This window comes from Promicromonospora sp. Populi (assembly GCF_041081105.1).
GTDB lineage: Bacteria > Actinomycetota > Actinomycetes > Actinomycetales > Cellulomonadaceae > Promicromonospora.
Genome location: NZ_CP163528.1, coordinates 2,090,430 through 2,109,367, shown reverse-complemented (window position 1 = coordinate 2,109,367; position 18,938 = coordinate 2,090,430). Strand labels below are relative to the sequence as shown.

21 protein-coding genes are annotated in these 18,938 nt (G+C 70.9%); 12 read left to right on the top strand and 9 right to left on the bottom strand.

Annotated elements, in window-relative coordinates:
* Positions 1–480 precede the first annotated feature (480 nt).
* From iolB to AB1046_RS09570, 9 genes are all read left to right on the top strand, one after another.
* On the top strand, positions 481–1,425 hold the full coding sequence (iolB, locus tag AB1046_RS09610) for a 5-deoxy-glucuronate isomerase (protein ID WP_369374688.1): 945 nt from the start codon (positions 481–483) through the stop codon (positions 1,423–1,425).
* Positions 1,422–3,332, top strand: coding sequence for a 3D-(3,5/4)-trihydroxycyclohexane-1,2-dione acylhydrolase (decyclizing) (iolD, locus tag AB1046_RS09605; RefSeq protein ID WP_369374686.1), 1,911 nt, complete (start codon positions 1,422–1,424; stop codon positions 3,330–3,332). The genes iolB and iolD overlap by 4 nt, the downstream gene beginning before the upstream one ends.
* Positions 3,333–3,355: 23 nt before the next feature.
* Positions 3,356–4,873: a CoA-acylating methylmalonate-semialdehyde dehydrogenase gene (locus AB1046_RS09600; protein ID WP_369374683.1), complete on the top strand. Its 1,518-nt coding sequence runs from the start codon at positions 3,356–3,358 to the stop codon at positions 4,871–4,873.
* A gap of 94 nt (positions 4,874–4,967) precedes the next feature.
* Entirely contained in the window at positions 4,968–5,945 is a 978-nt protein-coding gene (locus AB1046_RS09595; protein ID WP_369374681.1) for a substrate-binding domain-containing protein, read from the top strand.
* Positions 5,945–7,003, top strand: a complete 1,059-nt coding sequence (locus AB1046_RS09590) for an ABC transporter permease (RefSeq protein ID WP_369374679.1) — start codon at positions 5,945–5,947, stop codon at positions 7,001–7,003. Before AB1046_RS09595 ends, AB1046_RS09590 begins: the two co-directional genes overlap by 1 nt.
* Positions 7,000–7,836 (top strand): ATP-binding cassette domain-containing protein, encoded by an 837-nt coding sequence (locus AB1046_RS09585; protein WP_369374677.1) that lies wholly within the window; start codon positions 7,000–7,002, stop codon positions 7,834–7,836. The genes AB1046_RS09590 and AB1046_RS09585 overlap by 4 nt, the downstream gene beginning before the upstream one ends.
* Positions 7,837–7,856: 20 nt before the next feature.
* The gene (gene iolG, locus AB1046_RS09580; RefSeq protein ID WP_369374675.1) at positions 7,857–8,867 is read left to right on the top strand and encodes an inositol 2-dehydrogenase; all 1,011 of its coding nucleotides are present in this window, start codon (positions 7,857–7,859) and stop codon (positions 8,865–8,867) included.
* A gap of 29 nt (positions 8,868–8,896) precedes the next feature.
* Positions 8,897–9,826, top strand: coding sequence for a TIM barrel protein (locus AB1046_RS09575; RefSeq protein ID WP_369375643.1), 930 nt, complete (start codon positions 8,897–8,899; stop codon positions 9,824–9,826).
* Positions 9,805–11,004, top strand: a complete 1,200-nt coding sequence (locus AB1046_RS09570; protein WP_369374673.1) for a Gfo/Idh/MocA family protein — start codon at positions 9,805–9,807, stop codon at positions 11,002–11,004. The genes AB1046_RS09575 and AB1046_RS09570 overlap by 22 nt, the downstream gene beginning before the upstream one ends.
* Here the strand turns inward: AB1046_RS09570 and AB1046_RS09565 are convergent.
* The 6 genes from AB1046_RS09565 to AB1046_RS09540 are packed head-to-tail and all read right to left on the bottom strand — an operon-like array spanning position 10,992 to position 15,515.
* Positions 10,992–11,336, bottom strand: coding sequence for a CHY zinc finger protein (locus AB1046_RS09565; RefSeq protein ID WP_369374671.1), 345 nt, complete (start codon positions 11,334–11,336; stop codon positions 10,992–10,994). The two genes, AB1046_RS09570 and AB1046_RS09565, sit on opposite strands and share 13 nt — an antisense overlap.
* On the bottom strand, positions 11,333–11,929 hold the full coding sequence (locus tag AB1046_RS09560) for an energy-coupling factor transporter transmembrane protein EcfT (RefSeq protein ID WP_369374669.1): 597 nt from the start codon (positions 11,927–11,929) through the stop codon (positions 11,333–11,335). The genes AB1046_RS09565 and AB1046_RS09560 overlap by 4 nt, the downstream gene beginning before the upstream one ends.
* Positions 11,923–12,609, bottom strand: coding sequence for an energy-coupling factor ABC transporter ATP-binding protein (locus tag AB1046_RS09555; protein WP_369374667.1), 687 nt, complete (start codon positions 12,607–12,609; stop codon positions 11,923–11,925). The genes AB1046_RS09560 and AB1046_RS09555 overlap by 7 nt, the downstream gene beginning before the upstream one ends.
* Entirely contained in the window at positions 12,606–13,733 is a 1,128-nt protein-coding gene (locus tag AB1046_RS09550) for a thiolase family protein (RefSeq protein ID WP_369374664.1), read from the bottom strand. The genes AB1046_RS09555 and AB1046_RS09550 overlap by 4 nt, the downstream gene beginning before the upstream one ends.
* Entirely contained in the window at positions 13,726–14,859 is a 1,134-nt protein-coding gene (locus tag AB1046_RS09545; RefSeq protein ID WP_369374662.1) for an AMP-binding protein, read from the bottom strand. The genes AB1046_RS09550 and AB1046_RS09545 overlap by 8 nt, the downstream gene beginning before the upstream one ends.
* Positions 14,856–15,515, bottom strand: a complete 660-nt coding sequence (locus AB1046_RS09540; RefSeq protein WP_369374659.1) for a biotin transporter BioY — start codon at positions 15,513–15,515, stop codon at positions 14,856–14,858. The genes AB1046_RS09545 and AB1046_RS09540 overlap by 4 nt, the downstream gene beginning before the upstream one ends.
* A gap of 60 nt (positions 15,516–15,575) precedes the next feature.
* Here AB1046_RS09540 and AB1046_RS09535 point away from each other — a divergent pair, with 60 nt between their 5' ends.
* Positions 15,576–16,184 carry a TetR family transcriptional regulator gene (locus tag AB1046_RS09535; RefSeq protein WP_369374656.1) on the top strand — a complete coding sequence of 203 codons (609 nt, stop codon included), beginning with the start codon at positions 15,576–15,578 and terminating at the stop codon, positions 16,182–16,184.
* 19 nt (positions 16,185–16,203) lie between these two features.
* Here AB1046_RS09535 and AB1046_RS09530 read toward each other — a convergent pair whose 3' ends face one another.
* Genes AB1046_RS09530 through AB1046_RS09520 form a run of 3 tightly spaced genes read right to left on the bottom strand, consistent with a single transcriptional unit; the run spans position 16,204 to position 18,323 of the window.
* The gene (locus tag AB1046_RS09530) at positions 16,204–16,608 is read right to left on the bottom strand and encodes a RidA family protein (RefSeq protein WP_369374654.1); all 405 of its coding nucleotides are present in this window, start codon (positions 16,606–16,608) and stop codon (positions 16,204–16,206) included.
* A gap of 49 nt (positions 16,609–16,657) precedes the next feature.
* The gene (locus tag AB1046_RS09525; protein WP_369374652.1) at positions 16,658–17,179 is read right to left on the bottom strand and encodes a hypothetical protein; all 522 of its coding nucleotides are present in this window, start codon (positions 17,177–17,179) and stop codon (positions 16,658–16,660) included.
* A 16-nt stretch (positions 17,180–17,195) separates the two neighbouring features.
* Positions 17,196–18,323 (bottom strand): helix-turn-helix domain-containing protein, encoded by a 1,128-nt coding sequence (locus AB1046_RS09520; RefSeq protein ID WP_369374650.1) that lies wholly within the window; start codon positions 18,321–18,323, stop codon positions 17,196–17,198.
* Positions 18,324–18,426: 103 nt separating this feature from the next.
* Between AB1046_RS09520 and AB1046_RS09515 the strand changes: the two genes are divergently transcribed.
* Positions 18,427–18,684: a hypothetical protein gene (locus AB1046_RS09515; protein ID WP_369374648.1), complete on the top strand. Its 258-nt coding sequence runs from the start codon at positions 18,427–18,429 to the stop codon at positions 18,682–18,684.
* A gap of 96 nt (positions 18,685–18,780) precedes the next feature.
* Complete coding sequence (locus AB1046_RS09510; RefSeq protein ID WP_369374646.1) at positions 18,781–18,936, top strand: hypothetical protein; 156 nt, start codon at positions 18,781–18,783, stop codon at positions 18,934–18,936.
* Positions 18,937–18,938 lie beyond the last annotated feature (2 nt).

Here is an 18,938-nt window from a genome sequence, read left to right as displayed (position 1 = left end):
GGACCCGGCGTCCGTTGTCACGATGGAGGCGTGCGCCCGTGCCATCGACGAGCTCGCCGACCGCGGTCTGGTGGCCATGGTCGAGCCGTTCATCTCCCGGCGCGTGGATGGGCGGGTGCAGAACGACCTGACGCCCGACGCCGTGATGCGCGCCATCGCCGTCGCCTCGGGGCTGGGGCGCACGTCGGCCTACACCTGGCTCAAGCTGCCAGTCGTGGACGACATGGAGCGGGTCCTGTCGGCCTCCACCCTGCCCGCGCTCATCCTCGGCGGGGAGGTCTCCGGCGACCAGGACGCTGCGATGGCCGGCTGGGCCAAGGCGCTCGCCCTGCCGTCCGTGCGCGGGCTGGTCATCGGCCGGTCTCTGCTGTACCCGCCGGGCGGCGACGTCGCGGCGGCTGTCGACGGGGCGGTGGCGCTGTTGTGAACGACTCTGCTGTTTACTCTGCTGCTGTTTACTCTGCTGCGAAGGACGACGCCGTGACTGACCTTGTGCTCCGAGCAGGCCTCCCCGACGCGAGCATCGGCGGCCCCGTCGCCGAGATCACGCCCGAGCGGGCCGGCTGGGGCTACAGCGGGCTGCTCGTCCACGAGATTCCCGCCGGCGGGAGCCTCGACCTGGAGCTCACCGCCGACGAGGCAGTAGTTGTGCCGCTGCGCGGGGGCCTGCGCCTGGACGTGACCGACCCCGGCGGGCAGCGGCACGACCTGCGGCTCGCCGGGCGGGCGGGCGTCTTCGCCGGGCCCACGGACACGGCCTACCTCCCGGTCGGCTCGACCGTGACGCTGCGGCCCGACGACGGAGCGTCCGCCAGGGTCGCCGTCGCCACCGCGCGGGCCGGGCGGGTGCAGCCGGTGCAGGTGCTGCGCGCAGACCAGGCGACCGTCGACCTGCGCGGCGCGGGCCGCGCCAGCCGGCAGGTGCACAACTACACCATCGGCACCGGCATCGAGGTGGACCGCATCCTGGTGTGCGAGGTGCTCACCCCGGGCGGTAACTGGTCCTCCTACCCGCCCCACAAGCACGACGCGCACAGCGACGTACCGGGCCACGAGGAGCGGGAGCTGGAGGAGATCTATTACTTCGAGGTCGCCGACGGCCCTACCGGCCCTGGCCTGGCGTACCACCGCGTGTACGGCACACCGGAGCGGCCGATCGACGTCTTCGCCGAGGTCCGCACCGGCGACACCGTGCTGGTGCCGCACGGCTACCACGGGCCGTCCGCGGCGGCCCCCGGTTACGACCTGTACTACCTCAACGTCATGGCAGGCCCGGCCGACGACGGCACCTGGCTGTCCGTCGACGACCCGGCCCACCACTGGGTGCGCGACACCTGGGCGACGGAGACCGTCGACCCGCGGCTGCCGCTGGGGCCCGCGTCCAGCACCTCCCCGACCACGGATCTCACCGAGGAGACCGCATGAGCACTGTCCGACTGACCGTGGGCCAGGCGCTGGTCCGCTTCCTCGCCCACCAGCACACCGAGCGCGACGGAGTGACCCAGCGCCTCTTCGCCGGCGCGTTCGGCATCTTCGGGCACGGCAACGTCGCCGGGTTCGGGCAGGGGCTGCTGCAGGCGCACGTCGAGGCCACCGAGGCCGGCGTGCCCGCGGGCGAGACCGGACCGGACGAGCTGCCCTACCTGCTGGCCCGCAACGAGCAGGGCATGGTGCACGCCGCCGTCGGCTACGCACGCACCAAGGAGCGGCTGCAGACCTTCGCGTGCACCGCCTCGATCGGCCCCGGCTCGACCAACATGGTCACCGGCGCGGCGCTCGCGACCATCGACCACATCCCGGTGCTCCTGCTGCCCTCGGACGTCTTCGCGAGCCGCATCCCGGACCCCGTGCTGCAGCAGCTGGAGCACCCCGGCGGCCCCGACGTGACGGTCAACGACGCGTTCCGGCCGGTCTCCAGGTACTTCGACCGGATCTGGCGGCCGGAGCAGCTTCTGGGCTCCGCGCCCGCGGCCATGCGGGTGCTCACCGACCCGGCCGAGACGGGGGCCGTGACCCTGGCGCTCCCGCAGGACGTGCAGGCCGAGGCCTACGACTGGCCCGTCGAGTTCTTCCGCGACCGGGTATGGCACGTGGCTCGCCCGGTGCCGGAGCCGGCCGCGCTGGCCCGCGCCGTCGAGGTGATCCGCGCGGCGAAGCGGCCGCTGGTGGTCGCGGGCGGCGGCGTCGTCTACTCCGGGGCGAGCGAGGCGCTGTGCGCCTTCGCCACCGCCACCGGCATCCCCGTGGCCGACACCCAGGCGGGCAAGGGCGCGATCGAGTGGGACCACCCGCTCGCCGTCGGGGGAGTGGGCGCCACGGGCAACGACGCCGCCAATGCGCTCGCGGCGACGGCCGACGTCGTCATCGGCGTCGGGACCCGGTACACCGACTTCACCACTGCCAGCCACACCGCGTTCCGCGACCCCGGCGTGCGGTTCGTCAATCTCAACGTCGCCGCCTTCGACGCCGCGAAGCACTCCGGCGAGATGCTGGTGGCCGACGCCCGCGAGGGGCTGGTCGCGCTCACCGAAGCCCTGGCCGGCCACCGCACCGACGACCAGTACCGCGCCGAGGTCACCCGGCGGGTCGCCGACTGGCAGGTCGTCACCGACCGTGCCTACCACCTGGGGCACGGCCCGCTGCCCGCGCAGACCGAGATCTTCGGGGCGCTCAACGAGCTGATGAGCGACGAGGACATCCTGATCAACGCCGCCGGCTCGATGCCCGGTGACCTGCAGGCGCTCTGGCGGGCCCGGACGCCGTCGCAGTACCACCTGGAGTACGGGTACTCCTGCATGGGTTACGAGATCCCGGCCGCGATGGGCGCCAAGCTGGCGGCGCCGGGCCGGGAGGTCGTGGCGATCGTCGGGGACGGCACCTACCAGATGCTCCCGCAGGAGCTCGCGACCATCGTGTCCGAGCGGATCAAGGTGATAGTGGTCCTGCTGCAGAACCACGGGTTCGCGTCGATCGGGGCCCTGTCGGAGTCCCGCGGGTCGCAGCGGTTCGGCACCAGCTACCGGATGCGAAACCCCGAGTCCGGGCTGCTCGACGGCGAGCCGGTGCCGCTCGACCTGGTGCGCAACGCCGAGAGCTTCGGCGTCGACGTGCTGGTCGCCAAGAGCGTCGACGACTTCCGGGCAGCCTTCCGCACCGCCGCCGCGTCCGACCGCGCGACCCTGATCCACGTCGAGACCGACCTCACCGGGCCCAACCCCCCAGGCTCGAACTGGTGGGACGTACCCGTGAGCGGCGTCTCCACCCTGTCCAGCACCCGGGCCGCGCGCGCCGAGTACGACGCGGCCCGCACCCCGCAGCGGCACTACCTGTGACCACCGCCCTGAAAGGTTTTCCCATGTCCCTGACCACCCAACCCTTGATCACCCACTGGATCGACGGCAAACACGTCGAGTCGACCGGCGAGCGCACCCAGCCGGTCTTCAACCCCGCCACCGGCCAGGAGATCGCCCGGCTCGGTCTCGGCACGGCCGCCGACGTCGATCGCGCGGTGGCGGTCGCCGTCGCCGCCGCCGAGACCTGGTCGCAGCTCTCCCTGGGCAAGCGCGCGGCGGTCCTGTTCCGCTTCCGCGACCTGCTGGCCGCCCGGACCCCGGAGCTCGCCGCGATCGTCAGCCGCGAGCACGGCAAGGTGCTGTCCGACGCGGCCGGTGAGGTGGCGCGCGGCCTGGAGGTCGTCGAGTTCGCCACCGGCCTGCCGCACCTGCTCAAGGGCGAGTACTCCAGCGAGGCCGCTTCGGGGATCGACGTCTACTCGTTCCGGGAGCCGCTCGGTGTGGTCGCCGGCATCACGCCGTTCAACTTCCCCGTGATGGTGCCGCTCTGGATGAGCCCCGTCGCCATCGCCACCGGGAACGCGTTTGTGCTCAAGCCGTCCGAGCGCGACCCGTCGGCGTCGCTCTTCCTGGCCGAGCTGTGGCAGGAGGCCGGCCTGCCCGACGGCGTGTTCCAGGTGGTCCAGGGCGACAAAGAGGTGGTCGACGCCCTGCTGCACCACGAGGACATCGCGGCTGTCTCGTTCGTCGGCTCGACGCCGATCGCCCGGTACATCCACGCCACGGCCTCGGCCGAGGGCAAGCGGGTGCAGGCCCTCGGCGGGGCCAAGAACCATGGGGTTGTGCTGGCGGACGCCGACCTGGACGACGCCGCCGACCAGCTCGCCGCCGCCGCGTTCGGCGCGGCGGGGGAGCGCTGCATGGCGCTGTCCGTCGCGGTTGTCGAGGACGCCGTCGCCGACGAGCTCGTGGCGCGCCTCGCCGAGAAGGCGCGGTCGGTGCGGGTGACCGCGGGCGACCAGCCGGGCGCCGAGATGGGCCCCGTCATCACCGCCCAGGCGAAGGCCCGGATCGAGGGCCTGATCTCGTCGGCCGAGCGGGAGGGCGCCGAGCTTGTCGTGGACGGCCGCGGCCGCACCGTGCCGGGCTACGAGGAGGGCTTCTTCGTGGGCCCCACGGTGATCGACCGGGTGGCGGCCGAGCACGAGGTGTACCGCGAGGAGGTCTTCGGGCCGGTCATCGACGTGGTCCGCGTCTCCGGCCTCGACGAGGCGATCGACGTCATCAACGCCAACCCCTACGGCAACGGCACCGCGGTGTTCACGTCGTCGGGCGAGGCTGCCCGGACCTTCCAGCGCCGCGTGCGGGTCGGCATGGTGGGGATCAACGTGCCGATCCCGGTGCCCGTCGCGTGGCACTCGTTCGGCGGCTGGAAGGACTCGCTGTTCGGCGAGAGCCACGTCTACGGGCCGGAGGGCATCCGGTTCTACACCCGCGGCAAGGTCGTCACGCAGCGCTGGCCGCACAGCGCGCAGCGCACAGCGGCGTCGTACCACTTCTCGGGGGACGCCCAGAAGTAGCGGTTTGACCGGTCGTACATATGTCTTGACATGGCTCCGGGCGACGATAGCCTGGGCAGCCTGGCCCTTCACAACGATGTAAGGAGCTCCGCTCGTGAACCGACGACCCCTCGTCCGCGCGCTCGCCCTCGGTGGCGCGCTGGCCATGATTCTCACCGCTTGCTCGGGTGGCGGGCGGCAGCAGGAGGACGACGCACCCGACGCCGCCGCCGAGCCGACCATGACCGCCGTGATGGTCACCCACGCCGGGCCCGGGGACACGTTCTGGGACATCGCGCGGCGGGGCGCGGAGGCAGCTGCCGAGCGCTACGGCGTCGACCTGCAGTACTCGAGCGACCCGGACGCCGCACGCCAGAGCCAGCTCGCCCAGCAGGCCGTCGACCAGGGCACGGACGGCCTGGCCCTGACCTTCTCCAAGGGGGAGGCGATGCAGGGCGTGACGCAGAACGCCGTCGACGCGGGCATTCCCGTCGTCGGGTTCAACGGCGGTATGGACGACGCGCTCGACTTCGGCGCGTTCACCTTCATCGGCCAGGACGACGGCCTTGCCGGGGAGGCGCTCGGCGACCTGCTCGTCGAGCAGGACTTCACGCACCCGATCTGTGTCATCCACGAGCAGGGCAACGTCGGCCTGGAGGCGCGCTGCGCCGGGGTGCAGGACCGGCTCCCGGACACCGAGGTGCTGTACGTGCAGGGCACGGACATGACCCAGGTGAGCTCGACCGTCACCGCCAAGCTCCAGGCCACCCCCGACGCCGACGTCATCATCGGCCTCGGCGCGCCCTTCACGGTGACCATCGTCGACGCCGTCGCGGAGACCGGTTCCGAGGCGCAGGTCGCCTCGTTCGACCTGAACGCCGAGCTCGCCCAGGCGGTGGTCGACGGCGACGTGCTCGCCACCGTCGACCAGCAGCCGTACCTGCAGGGCTACCTCGCCATCGAGTCGCTGTGGCTGCAGCACAACGGCGGCTTTGTGCTCGGCGGCGGCCAGCCCGTCTACACCGGCCCGGCGATCGTCGACCAGGACAACGCCGAAGACGTCCTTGCGGGTGCCGAGGACGGCATCCGCTGATGACCACTGCCACCACCCCGGCGCCGCCGGCGTCGCCGCCCGCCGCCGATGAGCGGCTGGTGCGCCGCTCGGCGGTCGCGCGGCTGCTCGCGCGGCCCGAGATGGGCGCCGTCGTCGGCGCCGTGGGCGTCTTTGTGTTCTTCGCCGCGGTCGCGCCGGTGTTCACGCAGCTCCCGTCGGTAGCGACGGTGCTGTACGGGGCCTCGACCATCGGGATCATGGCCGTCGGCGTCTCGCTGCTCATGATCGGCGGCGAGTTCGACCTGTCCACGGGGGTCGCGGTGGTGTTCTCGGCGCTCACGGCCGCCCAGTTCTCCTGGTATCTGGGCACCAACGTGTGGGTGGGGGTCGGCATCGCCCTGGTCGTGTCGCTCGGGCTCGGGCTGCTCAACGGGTACCTGCTGGTCGTGACGAAGCTGCCCTCGTTCATCGTCACGCTGGCGACGTTCCTCATGATCGCCGGGGTCAACCTCGGCGTCACGAGGATCGTGGCCGGCGGGGTCTCCAGCCCGTCGATCGCCGAGATGGACGGGTTCGAGTCCGCGCGCTCGTTCTTCGCGGCCGAGATCAGCTTCCTCGGCGTGAACTGGGACATCACCATCGTGTTCTGGCTGGCGCTCGTCGTGATCGCCACCCACCTGCTGGTCCGCACCCGCGTCGGCAACTGGATCTTCGCCGCCGGCGGGGACGAGCTGGCGGCCTCGGCCGTCGGCGTCCCCGTGGTGCGCACCAAGATCGGCCTGTTCATGGGGGTCGGGCTGTGCGCCTGGCTGCTCGGCATGCACAACCTGTTCGCGTTCGGCACCGTGCAGTCCGGCGAGGGGGTGGGCAACGAGTTCCTCTACATCATCGCTGCCGTCATCGGCGGTTGCCTGCTGACCGGCGGCTACGGCTCCGCGGTCGGCGGGGCGCTGGGCGCCCTGATCTTCGGCATGGTCAGCCGGGGCATCGTCTACGCGCAGTGGAACCCGGACTGGTTCAGGTTCTTCCTCGGCCTCATGCTCCTGGTGGCCACGATCGTCAACCTCGTCGTCAAGAAGCGGGCGGAGCAGCGATGAGCGCCACTGAACCGGGTACCCCCCTCGTGCGGATGCGCGGGGTCGGCAAGCGGTACGGCAACATCGTCGCCCTGCACGACGTCGATCTTGACGTCGAGGCGGGCCGCGTCACCTGCGTGCTCGGCGACAACGGGGCCGGCAAGTCCACGCTCATCAAGATCATCGCCGGCCGCCACCAGCACACCGAGGGCTTGCTGGAGGTCGACGGCGAGGAGCTGACCCTCGGCTCGCCGCGTCAGGCCCTCGACCTCGGCATCGCAGCCGTCTACCAGGACCTCGCCGTCGTCCCGCTCATGCCGGTGTGGCGCAACTTCTTCCTCGGCTCCGAGCTGACCAAGGGCGTGGGGCCCTTCCGGATCCTCGACGTCAAGGAGATGCAGCGGATCGCCAAGCAGGAGCTGCTCGACATGGGCATCGACCTGCGCGACGTGAACCAGCCGATCCACCAGCTCTCGGGCGGCGAGCGGCAGTGCGTGGCGATCGCGCGCGCCGTCCACTTCGGCGCCCGGGTGCTCATCCTCGACGAGCCGACCGCCTCGCTCGGGGTCAAGCAGTCGGGCATCGTGCTGCGCTACGTGCTGCGGGCGCGCGACCGGGGCCTCGGCGTCGTCTTCATCACCCACAACCCGCACCACGCCTACCCCGTCGGGGACCGGTTCCTGCTGCTCAAGCGCGGCAGCCCCATCGGTTATCACGAGAAGAAGGACGTCACGCTCGACGAGCTGACGTCGCAGATGGCGGGCGGCGCCGAGCTCGCGGAGCTGGCCCACGAGCTCGAACAGACGGGCGGCGACAAGTCGCTCATCGCGGACGTCCGGGCCGCCGAGGTATGAGAACAGCTCAAGGAGACACCATGCGTTTTGCGCTCATCGGCGCCGGCCGGATCGGGGCCGTCCACGCCCGTTCGGTCGCCGCCTCGCCCGACGTCGAGCTCGCGCTCGTCGCCGACCCGGTCGACGGCGCTGCCGAGCGCCTGGCCTCGGCGTACGGGGCGGCGGCCACCACCGACGTCGCGGACGTGTTCGCCGACGACACGGTGGACGCCGTGATCGTCGGCTCGCCCACGCCGTACCACGTGGACCAGATCGTGGCGGCCGTCGACGCGGGCAAGGCGGTGCTGGTCGAGAAGCCGGTCGACCTCGACCTGGCGCGCGCCGACTGGTGCCTGGCCCAGGTCGGCGGCCGCGCGGACCGCGTCATGCTGGGGTTCAACCGCCGCTTCGACGCTGCCTTCGCGGAGGTCCGCAGCCGGGTGGCGGCCGGCGAGATCGGCGACGTCGAACAGCTCACCATCATCAGCCGCGACCCGGCACCACCGCCCGTCGCGTACCTCGCGTCCTCGGGCGGGATCTTCCGCGACATGGCCATCCACGACCTCGACATGGCGCGGTTCTTCCTCGGCGACATCGTCAACGTCCACGCCGTGCCGCAGCGCCTGGACCCGGCCCTCGCAGAGGTCGACGACTACGACGCCGCCGTCGTGACCCTCACCGCCGCCTCGGGCGCCGTCGCGACGATCATCAACAGCCGGCACAACGCCGCCGGGTACGACCAGCGCCTGGAGGCGTTCGGCCCGCGCGGGGCGCTGCGGGTGGAGAACCACACGGCGACCTCCGTGGTGCTCGACGCCGCCGGGGTGTCCGGCGCCCGCGGACCGCACCTGGACTTCTTCCTGGAGCGGTACGCCGACGCGTACACGCGCGAGCTGGCCGCGTTCGTGGCCGCCGTGCGCGAGGGCACCGCGCCGACCCCGTCGCTGCTCGACGGGCGCCAGGCGCTGGCACTGGCCGACGCCGCCACCCAGTCCGCGCGCACGGGGCTCAGCGTGGCCCCGGCGCCCATCCCGGCGTCGGCCGCCGTCTGAACCACAACCACCAGGTGAGAGAGAGCGAAATGACGAGCAAGGCGCGCAACACCGACCCCCGGTTCAGCAAGCTCACCATCGGTGTCTGCCCCGACCAGTGGGGCGTGTGGTTCCCCGAGGACGAGAAGCAGATCCACTGGGAGCGGGCGCTCGCGGAGATGGCCGAGGCCGGCTTCGAGTACATGGAGACCGGCCCCTACGGCTACTTCCCCACGGACCCGAAGCTCCTGCGCAAGGTCATGGACGACAACGGCTTCACCGTGGTGGCCGGCACCGGCTGGGGCATCCTGCACAAGGCCGAGGCCTGGGCCGAGACCGAGCGGACCTTCCGGGCCATCGCGGAGACCCACGCCGCCGTCGGCGCGGAGTACCTGGTCCACCTGCCGCCGCTGTTCCGCGACGACAAGACCTGGGAGTGGACCGACGACCGTGTGCTGACGCCGGACGCCTGGAAGCTCTACATCGAGAACGCGAACCGGCTCGGCCAGATCGTCAAGGACGAGTACGGGCTGAAGATGGTGCTGCACCCCCACGGGGACAGCCACATCGAGACGCCGGAGGACATCGCCCGCGTGTTCGACGCCACCGACCCCGACTACGTGAACCTGTGCCTCGACACCGGGCACATCGTCTACGGCGGCGGGGACCCGCTGGAGATGGTGCGCACCTACCCCGACCGGATCGCCTACGTGCACATCAAGGCGTTCGACGTCGAGCTGACCGAGCAGGCGCACCGCGAGGACTGGCCCTTCGGCGAGGCCGTGGCGCGCGGCGCGTCCGTGCGGCCCCCGGCGGGGGCGCCCGACATGACGGCTCTTGTCGCTGCCTTGGCCGACCTGAACAAGGACCTGTACGTGATCTGCGAGCAGGACCTGTACCCCTGCGACCCGCGGCTGCCGCTGCCGAATGCGGTCATGACGCGGCAGTACCTGGCCTCGTGCGGGCTGGGGTTGCTCTGATCGGCGTAGGGCTGATCTCGGCGGGCTGGATGGGCAACGTGCACTCGCACGCCTACCGGGCGCTGGGGGAGAAGTACCCGGAGCTCGACGTCGAGGTTGTGCCGGTGATCGTGGCCGACCCCTCCGTCGACAATGCCGAGGCGGCGCGCCGCCGCTTCGGCTACCGGGAGGTGACCGTCGACTACCGCGACGTGCTGGCCCACCCCGACGTCGACGTCGTCTCGATCTGCGGACCCAACTACGTGCACCACGAGCACGCGCTCGCGGCGGCGGCCGCCGGCAAGCCGTTCTGGATCGAGAAGCCCATGGGTACCTCGGTCGGGCAGTCGCAGGACATCGCCGACGCCGCACGCGACGCGGGGCTGGTCACCGCCGTCGGGTTCAACTACCGGCACGCACCCGCGGTGGAGCACCTGCGGTCGCTGGTCCGCTCGGGTCGGCTCGGTCGGGTATCGAACGTGCGGGTGGTGCTCGACGCCGACTACTCGGCGTCGCCTTCTGGGCCGCGTACCTGGCGGTTCGTGCGCGAGACGGCGGGGTCGGGGGTGCTCGGCGACCTGCTCAGCCACGGGTTCGATCTGGCGCAGTACGTCGTCGCGCCGGTGCTTGAGGTCACCGCGCTCACGGAGACGTTCATCCGGGAGCGGCCTGCGCCGTCGGGCGGGGGCTTGGGGCACCCTGCTCGCGGCGACGTGGGTGGGGAGCTGCTGCCCGTGGAGAACGAGGACTATGCCGCAGTGCTCGCGAGGCTGGACGGCGGCGCCGTGGCGACGTTCGAGTCGTCGCGCGTGGCCGTGGGTCCGCGGTGCGCGTACGGGATCGAGGTGTTCGGCAGCTCGGGGTCCGCGCGGTGGGACTTCGAGCGGATGAACGAGCTGGAGGTGTGCCTGGGGTCGGGTGGGGCTGGGTCGGGCTCGGCTGGGTACGGCTTTACGCGGGTGCTGACCGATACCGAGCACGGGGAGTTCGGTCGGTTCAACCCCGGCGGGGGTATGGGGCTGAGCTTCGAGGACCTGAAGGTCATCGAGGGTGCGCGGTTCATCACCTCGGTGCTCACGGGCGAGCAGGTTGCGCCGTCGGTGGCCGACGGGCTGCAGGCCGCGCGGGTGGCGGCCGCGGCGGAGACTTCGGCCGTGGACGGCAGGTGGCACGAGGTGGCTGCGGCTTACTCGAAGTAGACGGGGTAGTGCGCCGCGCAGCGCGGGTTGAACGGGGCGCTGCACTCCGGGCAGGAGGGCACTACGCGGTACTCGGCGATGGTGAGCTCTGTCCGGCACACCCCGCAGAGCACGGCGCGTTTGTGGTCGGATCCGGTCGGCCACGGGCGCGAGTCGTGGTCCGCCTCGCCGTCGTGGCAGAGGTGGCACGGGTAGTAGCGGCCGCAGCAGGCGAACCGGATCGCGATCACGTCGAGCTCCGTCCGGTAGTGGACGCACCGTGTCTGGTCGTCCACGGTCGGCCCGTGCACGGTCGGTCCATGCACGGTGGGCGCGGGCACCGCCGTCGTCATCGCACCCCTCGTGCCGTGAGCGCGTCGCCGAGCGCATCCGCGTGCTTGAGCGCAACAACCAGGAACGGGATGGCGAAGAGGCGCAGGCTCCGCCCGCCGCCCCGGGCGCGCTGTGCCTCGCGGACCTCGCGCTCGAGCCGCGCGAGCACAGGCAGGGTGCTCAGGGTCACCGCGATCGTGAGGGCTGCGCGTTGCGGATCGATCCCCAGCCACCGCAGCGGCCGCAACGCCCGCTCCAGTACGTCCAGCAGCTCGCTGACCGGTGTGGTCAGCGCGAGCAGCCCGCTGATCACCACGGCCGCGCACACCCGGACAGTGTTGGCGACCGCGTCTTCCGGGCCGAGGAACACAAGCTGCCCGGCGAGCGTCACCAGGAGGATCCATCGAATGGTGACGACCTGTCTCAGGAGGTCGCGCATCCCCGCGCCCCGGACCGCGTAGCAGGCGAGACAGACGCCGGCTGCGACCGCAGCGGACCACCAGGCGGCCGGGAGCAGGCTGACGCCCAGCACGATCAGCGTGAGCACCAGCGACTTCGGCCCTGCTGACAACCGGTGCCAGGGGCCGTCGCCGGGCCGGTACAGGGTCAGCATCCGAGCCTCGCCTCGTACTCGGCGACGATCGCGGCGGGCGTTCCGGCCGCGACGATCGTCCCGTCCTGCACCAGGACCGCCTTCTCGCAGCGTTGCGCGAGGGTCAGGTCGTGGGTCACCAGGAGCAGCCGGTGCTGTCCCTCCTCGAAGAGGTGGTCGGCGACCCGACGGGCGTTGCGCGCGTCCAGATAGGCGGTCGGCTCGTCGGCGATCACCAGGTCGGGACTGCGCACAAAGGCGCCGCACAGCGCGAGCAGCTGCTTCTGCCCGCCGGACAGGTCGTGCGACGCGCGGTCGGCGACGTCGGTGAGGCCGAACCGGTGCATGGCCTCGTCGACCCGCCGGGCCTTCTCGTCGCGCGACAGCTTCTCGGACCGCAGCGAGAAGGCGACGTCCTCCGCCACCGTCGGCATGATGATCTGGGTGTCCGGATTGCTGAACACCACGGCTACCCGACGGCGTAGCTTTGCCGCTTCACGAGCCGGGTCGAGGCCCAGGACGCGGATCGTGCCGCTCGTCGCGTGGGCGAGCCCGCCGACCAGTCGCGCGAGCGTGGACTTGCCCGAACCGTTCTCACCGACGATCGCGACGGTGCGCTCGTCCAGCGAGCACGTGACATCGCGCAGCACCTCGGTGTCCCCGAGGCGCACGGAGACGTCGTCCAGCTCGAGGTAGCTCATCGCAGCACCTCGACGACGGCCGCCACACCCATGCCGCCGCCGACGGAGGCTGCGGCGACTCCGAAGGTTCCGGTTGGTGCGCCCGCGCGGACCAGGCGGCTGAACAGCCGCACCAGGGCGACCGCGCCGCTCGCGCCCCACGGGTGGCCGAGCGCGAGCGCCCCGCCGTCGGCGCAGACCCGCCGATCGTCGTCGTCCAGCCCGAGCCGGCCGAGCACTGCCAGCGACTGCGCCGCGAACGCCTCGACGATCTCGATCGCCGCGACGTCGCCGATCCTGACCTCGGCGGAGGCGAGCGCCGCGAGCACTGCCGGGGCCGCGCCGATCCCGGGCAGGGCCGGGTCGCACCCGACGATGGCATGCCCGCGGACGACGAGGCCTGCGGCCCCGCCGCGCAGCCGGTGTGGCACGACGGCGACCGCCGCGGCGCCGTCGCTGATCCGCGTCGCCGTCCCCGCGGTGAGCGTGCCGCCTGGGAACAGGGGGCGCAGGCGGGCCAGCAGCGGTTCGGCGACGCCGATCGAGTCATCGGTGATGGTGGGCCCGAGGGGCACAAGCTCGGCGTTGAACCGTCCGGCATCGCGGGCCGCGCGTGCTCGCTGGTGGCTGCGTGCCGCGTGTGCGTCCTGCCGTTCTCGGGTGATGGTGTCGGCCTGGGCCAGACTCTCGGCCGCTTGGACCATGTCGGGGTCGGGCCAGCCCTGGGGTGCGAACGGCGCGCGGTCGTAGGGCACGCCGTCGACGGACCTGGTCGGGGCGGTCGACGCACTCTCGACGCCGCCTGCGATGCGCGGGCGGTCGTCCCCGGCTCGGATCGCGGAGACCGCGTCGAGGACCGCGGCGAGGCCGCTGCCGCACTGCCGGTCCACGGTCACGCCCGGCACGCCGACGCCGAGCCCGGCCGCGAGCGCGGAGATGCGGGCGGGGTTGCCGCCCGGCCCCATGCAGTTGCCGAGCACGACGTCGGCGATGGTGAGCGCCGAGCCGGTGGCGGCCTCGGCGTCGGCGAGGGTGGCCCGGATGACGGGGCCGGCGAGCTCTTCTACCCGGAGCTGGGCGAGGGCGCGGCCGCGGGTGCCGATCGGGGTGCGGCGCGCGGCGACGATGACCGGTTCGTCAGGCAAGCCGGGTCACCTCGCCGGTGGCGACCTGGCGCCGGACCTCTGCTCGTGCGGGTTTTCCGGACGCGGTTCGGGGCAGCCGTCCCGCGAACCAGACGCGGGGTCGGTGGGCTGGAGCGAATTGTCTTGCGGACATTGCGCGCAGGGCGCCCGCGGTGAGCGTCGGGGCGTCGTCGTCCACCTCGACCATCGCGGCGACGAGCGCGCCGATCCTGCCCGTGGGGATCCCGAAGACCACGGCGTCGGTGACGCCTGGGAGCGTTCGGAGGCCCGCTTCGACCTCGTCCGGGATGACGGTGGCCGAGGCGGTGAGGATGGCTTCGTCGCCGCGCCCGCGCAGGGTCAGTACCCCGTCGTCGAGGGTCGCGAGGTCGCCGACCGTATTCCAGGCCCCGTCCTTGCGCAGCGGCCCCGGCTGACCGAGGTAGCCGAGGGCCGTGTATCGGGAGCGGACCCACAGCTCGCCGTCCCGCACGTCGATCTCCACGCCGGGGAAGGCGCGCAGGCCACGCCCGTCGTCGAGCGCGACGAAGGAGAGCTCTGCCGCCCCGTAGTACGAAAGGACGCGGACGCCGCGAGACTCGGCGTCGGCGCGCAGCCGTGTGTCGAGGTGGGAGCCGCCGACGAGGGCGGTGCGGAGGCGGGGGAGAGCTCCGGCGTCGAGCAGGGTGCGCAGTGCCTGTGGGGTGCCGTGGAAGAGGGTTGCTTCCCTGGCTGCCGGATCTCCCGGGAAGACCGGTTGCGGGCCGCCGGCGAGTGCGTGGGCCATGGAGAACAGGGTCAGCGATGAGGCCGGCGGGGACGGCAGCATGATCAGCTCGTCCGTCGCTGTCCGGTCCGTCGTCGTACGACCGGTGAGCAGCTCGGTGACCGGGCCAAAGGACCGATCCCACGATGCGGCGGTGCGCAGCACGACGCGCGGGGTGCCGCTCGTCCCGGAGGTGAGCGTGGCCCAGGCGGCGTCGTCGGGCACCGGTCCGACGTCGGCGAGCTTGTGCACCGCAGACCACTGCGCCGCGGGCCACCGGTCGTCGCCGACGAGCGGGACGTCCCCGGCGGCGCGCACGGCACGGATGCGGTCGAGAAGCTCGTCCGGTGTGCCCCTGAGTACCGCGATCCGTGCGGTCATCGAGGTGCTTCCGTGCCCGTCGCTTCCGTGCCCGGGACGTCCACCTCGTTCTGCGCGGCCTGTTGTCCGGGGGAGAGCCACGTGCGCCGGAACGCGCGGGGGTATGCGCGCAGGAGAGTCGTGACGGTCAGTGTCGCGAGCGTCGCCTTCACCAGGTCCCCGGGGAGGAACACGAGGCTCGTGAGGGCGGTCTCCTCGAGGGGCAGGCGGGTCACCAGGCTCTGGACCGGGATCCCGAACGCGTAGACGACAAGGATGCCGCCGACGACGGTCGCGAGCGCCGTCCGCCAGATGGTCGGCTTCCGGGCGGAGGCGTGCACGATCAGGCCCGTCACGAAGGCCCCGACGACCCAGCCGATCAGGTATCCCGCGGACGGCCCGACGAACACGCCGACGCCACCCCGTCCGCCGGCGAGCAGCGGGATCCCCACCGCGACGAGGGCGAGCAGCACGACCATGGCCAGGGCGCTCAGCCGCGGTCCGAGGACCGCGCCGGCAAGCATGACGCCGAACGTCTGCGCGGTGATCGGTACGGCGCCGAGCACGCTGAAGCTGCCCGGCAGACCGAGCGCGGCAACGAGCGCTACAAAGACAGCCAAGCGCGCGATGTCGGTCGCGTCGAGCGCCCGCATCCGTGGCCTGAGTTCGTTGGACATCCAATCGCCTCCCACCTGAACACTGTTCACCTGAACAGCGTTCGCCAATATAGTGGGGACATGGTCGTTTCGGGAACCTCGCGTCGACGCAGCCGCGACGACGTCGCCGAGATGGCCCTGCGCCTCCTGGACGAGTACGGCCTGCCTGATCTGACCATGCGGCATCTCGCGACTGCCCTCGGGGTCCAGCCGAGCGCGCTGTACTGGCACTTTCCGAACAAGCAGGCGCTTCTCGCGGCGGTCAGCGAACGGATTCTCGCGCCGATGGGTGGCGTGCCGATCGATGGCCTGTCCATGCACGAGGCCGTACGCACGGTGGGGGCAGAGATGCGCGAGTGCCTGATCGCGTACCGGGACGGCTCTGAGCTTGTGTCGAGCTCACTCGCCCTGGGACTGGTGAGCTCACCCGTCCGGCCGAAGCTGCTGGCTGTCGCTGGTCTGCAGGGCGTGCCCGTCTCGCTGGCCGAGGTGGCTGCCGAGGCGGTGATGCACTTCGTTGTCGGGTTTACGTTCCATGAGCAGCAACAGTTGGCTGCGGAACGGCTCGGGCTGCTGCAGGAGCCAGCCAGTGCTGGTTCCGAGTTCGGTGTCGGTGGTGGGTTCGCCGAGGCGCTGACGATGATCGCGCACGGGCTTGAGGTGTCGATCGCGCAGTACAGGAGCCGGTAGCGCCAGCGGTTTCGAGCCGTCAGTCAACGACAGCGGCGACCACTTCGAGCTCGACCAGCTGATCGTCGTATCCGAGCACCGTGACGCCTATCAGCGTGCTCGGCACGTCATGCTCACCGAACGCATCGCGCACGACCTTCCACGCCGCGACGAGATCGGTCCGCGTTGACGAAGCCACGAGCACACGCGTGCTGATCACGTCCTCGATCGTCGCTCCGGCAGCAGCCAACGCGTGCTTCATTGTCTCGACACACGCAGCAGCCTGACCTGCGTAGTCGCCGACAGCCACGGTCGTCCCGTTGTCGTCCAACGGGCATGATCCAGCGAGGAAGATCAGCCGGGCGTCCTTTGGCGCGGTCGCGGCGTACGCATACTCGGCGTTGGACAGTGTCGTGGCACGGATCAATTGCACAGAGCTTGGCATGCATCGATCTTCCCAGGCCATCGCTGACGCCCTGCGCACTCGTGCCACCTCACGGAAGCAGCCCTTCCTCCCAAGCCCAGGTGACGACACTCTCGCCGGACTCCAGCGGCAGGTACATGCCCGTGTCCAGCAGATCATCGACGACTTTCGCCGTGATCGCCCTGTCCCGATCGAACAGCACCTTGTATGCCTCGATCACGATCCAGAGCGTGTCGTGGGTCGTCACGCCAAGCCGATCAGCCTGTGCGATCGCTGCGCGTTCGTCGAGGATTGCGATCAGGCCGCGGTGGTGAGCGTAGGAGATGACGGCACATTCACCGAGATGCTGGTGAGCGTTGCCGCCCATCTGGGCCTTGATCTCGAGTTCGGTCCAGACCTCGTCCTCAGTCAGGACGGCGATCTCGGCCCAGCCGACGTCACTGACCGAGGGGATCCCCGAATGGTGCTGGCGCCCGGCCTCGATCTCCGTAGCGACCTCGCTCGGCACAACGACGATGCCGCCTGGGGCGAGCTGCCCGATGAGGTCGGCATGGCCGGCACGGCAGAGGTGGGTGTAGGTGCTCGTGTCCATGACCCACCGAGGCGCGTCAGTCATCGTGTCCGGTGAATGAGCGCCGCAGGTCTTCCAGTCCCGATCGGTCCTGCCGCGGCAGGCCGGCCTCTGTCAGTGTGCCCCTAAGCAGTTCTAGCGCCCGGTCGGCAGTGAGCTGACCTGAGGCGTAGGCGTTTATGCAAGCTGCCGCGAACCCGGGAGACAGGTAAGGGCCGGCAAGATCGTCCGGCCAGGACAGGCCAAGGCGAAGGTAGTCGCCTGCGCGAGGCTCGTCCTGACTCAATGCGTCGAACTCGCCGCGCTCGATCAGATTGAGGTTGCTCAGTTGGCCCACCGTTGCTGACCAGCTCAGGCGATACTCGGCTCCGACGGCGAGGGCGCGATCTCTCGTTGACCAGTAGTCGTACTGACGCCATACATCTGCGACGCCAGCGCGTGGCGCCACGAAGTGAATCGCGAACGAGTTGATCATGCGTTCGTTGTCCCCGGAGCTCTGCGCATCGTAGGCGTCGCCCGTGAGCCAGTGCCCCAGCTCGTGGGCGAGCGTCATGCGACGTCGGCCTGTTGGTGCGTCGCCGTTTACGACAGCCGCCCCGGCTGCCGGAATGTCGGCACGAGTGATCGGGGACGTCGCTACGACTTCTACACAGCCACCATCTGCTCCGGAACGGCCGAGAGACGCTCCATAGGTGTAGAGCCCAAGCTTCTCGCACACATCGCCAAGATTGGAGATGGGCTGCGTCCCTAGATCAAGTTGGCGGCGAACCCGCTCCGCCATCCGCTCGGCCTCGGGATGAGTGCGGGGAGTCCTGGCGTCTGCGGCCCGCTGTGCCGGGTGGAGCAAGCCCATGTCCATGAGCATTCGCAGATCGTCGGCGAACTGTTCGAGCTCCACGTCGAGAGTCTGTGTGGAGTCGTGGGTGGTGGCGTCGGACCTGCGGCTGACCACCGCAGGGACAACCGGCGCGACGAAGTAGGAAAGCGGCCGTCCAACCGCCTCAGCGATCTCGACCAGTTCGGGGACGCTGAGCTTGCGCTCCCCCTTCTCCAAACGAGTCACAGCTGTACGGTCCAGGCCTACGGCCCGCGCGAGGCTGTCTTGCGTCATCCCCGCAAGTTCGCGTGCCTGAGTGAGCCGCCGTCCGAGCGCCACCTTGTCCATGGTGTGATTTTCGCACATCCACCGTGCGCGCTGCACCCTTGGGTTAGGTCCAGGCTGTCGCGGAACGCGATTCGTCGTGAAGTTCAGAGCCTACGATCACGGCGTGGATGCACTCGCGCTTGGACTGCAACGGCTTGATGCGGCGCAGACGAATAACGAACTCGTGGAGGCTCTCTGGGATCTGCGTGACTCGGCCAACGACCAATCTGCGGTCTGGAGTGCGCTCACGGCCGAGGTGGTCTTGCAAGGCCTGGCGTACGAGCTGGAGCAGACGTCTGCTGACGACGACGGCGAGATTCCGGTGCGGGTCCTTGCGCAGGTACTTGGAAAGGCGCTCGACCCCCGGCTGCGTGAACCTTAAGCTGATCGTCATGGATCCTGCCGGGCCGCCCGAACTAAGGCTCGGCCACCCAAGGTAGAGCGGCCACACGCAGTTCGTCGACGAACCGAGGCGGGGATGAACGGCGCGCCGCACAGTCCCGACTTCGCCGCCGACGAGCGGGCGATCGGCCACGGCGTGCGGGCCATGACTGGCCTGCTCACCTACCGGCTGGCAGCCCTGGCGGCAGCAGGTGACAACTTCAGGACCGTTCCGCAGGCTCGGCTGCCCTGACG

Coding starts and splice junctions, on each gene's coding strand:
- AB1046_RS09555 (WP_369374667.1), bottom strand. CDS start 12,609: ATGAGCTACCTCGAGCTGGACGACGTCTCCGTGCGCCTCGGGGACACC.
- AB1046_RS09525 (WP_369374652.1), bottom strand. CDS start 17,179: ATGGACACGAGCACCTACACCCACCTCTGCCGTGCCGGCCATGCCGAC.
- AB1046_RS09590 (WP_369374679.1), top strand. CDS start 5,945: ATGACCACTGCCACCACCCCGGCGCCGCCGGCGTCGCCGCCCGCCGCC.
- AB1046_RS09520 (WP_369374650.1), bottom strand. CDS start 18,323: ATGGACAAGGTGGCGCTCGGACGGCGGCTCACTCAGGCACGCGAACTT.
- AB1046_RS09565 (WP_369374671.1), bottom strand. CDS start 11,336: ATGACGACGGCGGTGCCCGCGCCCACCGTGCATGGACCGACCGTGCAC.
- AB1046_RS09575 (WP_369375643.1), top strand. CDS start 8,897: ATGACGAGCAAGGCGCGCAACACCGACCCCCGGTTCAGCAAGCTCACC.
- AB1046_RS09560 (WP_369374669.1), bottom strand. CDS start 11,929: ATGCTGACCCTGTACCGGCCCGGCGACGGCCCCTGGCACCGGTTGTCA.
- AB1046_RS09585 (WP_369374677.1), top strand. CDS start 7,000: ATGAGCGCCACTGAACCGGGTACCCCCCTCGTGCGGATGCGCGGGGTC.
- AB1046_RS09545 (WP_369374662.1), bottom strand. CDS start 14,859: ATGACCGCACGGATCGCGGTACTCAGGGGCACACCGGACGAGCTTCTC.
- iolD (WP_369374686.1), top strand. CDS start 1,422: ATGAGCACTGTCCGACTGACCGTGGGCCAGGCGCTGGTCCGCTTCCTC.
- AB1046_RS09540 (WP_369374659.1), bottom strand. CDS start 15,515: ATGTCCAACGAACTCAGGCCACGGATGCGGGCGCTCGACGCGACCGAC.
- iolG (WP_369374675.1), top strand. CDS start 7,857: ATGCGTTTTGCGCTCATCGGCGCCGGCCGGATCGGGGCCGTCCACGCC.
- AB1046_RS09600 (WP_369374683.1), top strand. CDS start 3,356: ATGTCCCTGACCACCCAACCCTTGATCACCCACTGGATCGACGGCAAA.
- AB1046_RS09530 (WP_369374654.1), bottom strand. CDS start 16,608: ATGCCAAGCTCTGTGCAATTGATCCGTGCCACGACACTGTCCAACGCC.
- AB1046_RS09535 (WP_369374656.1), top strand. CDS start 15,576: ATGGTCGTTTCGGGAACCTCGCGTCGACGCAGCCGCGACGACGTCGCC.
- AB1046_RS09510 (WP_369374646.1), top strand. CDS start 18,781: ATGAACGGCGCGCCGCACAGTCCCGACTTCGCCGCCGACGAGCGGGCG.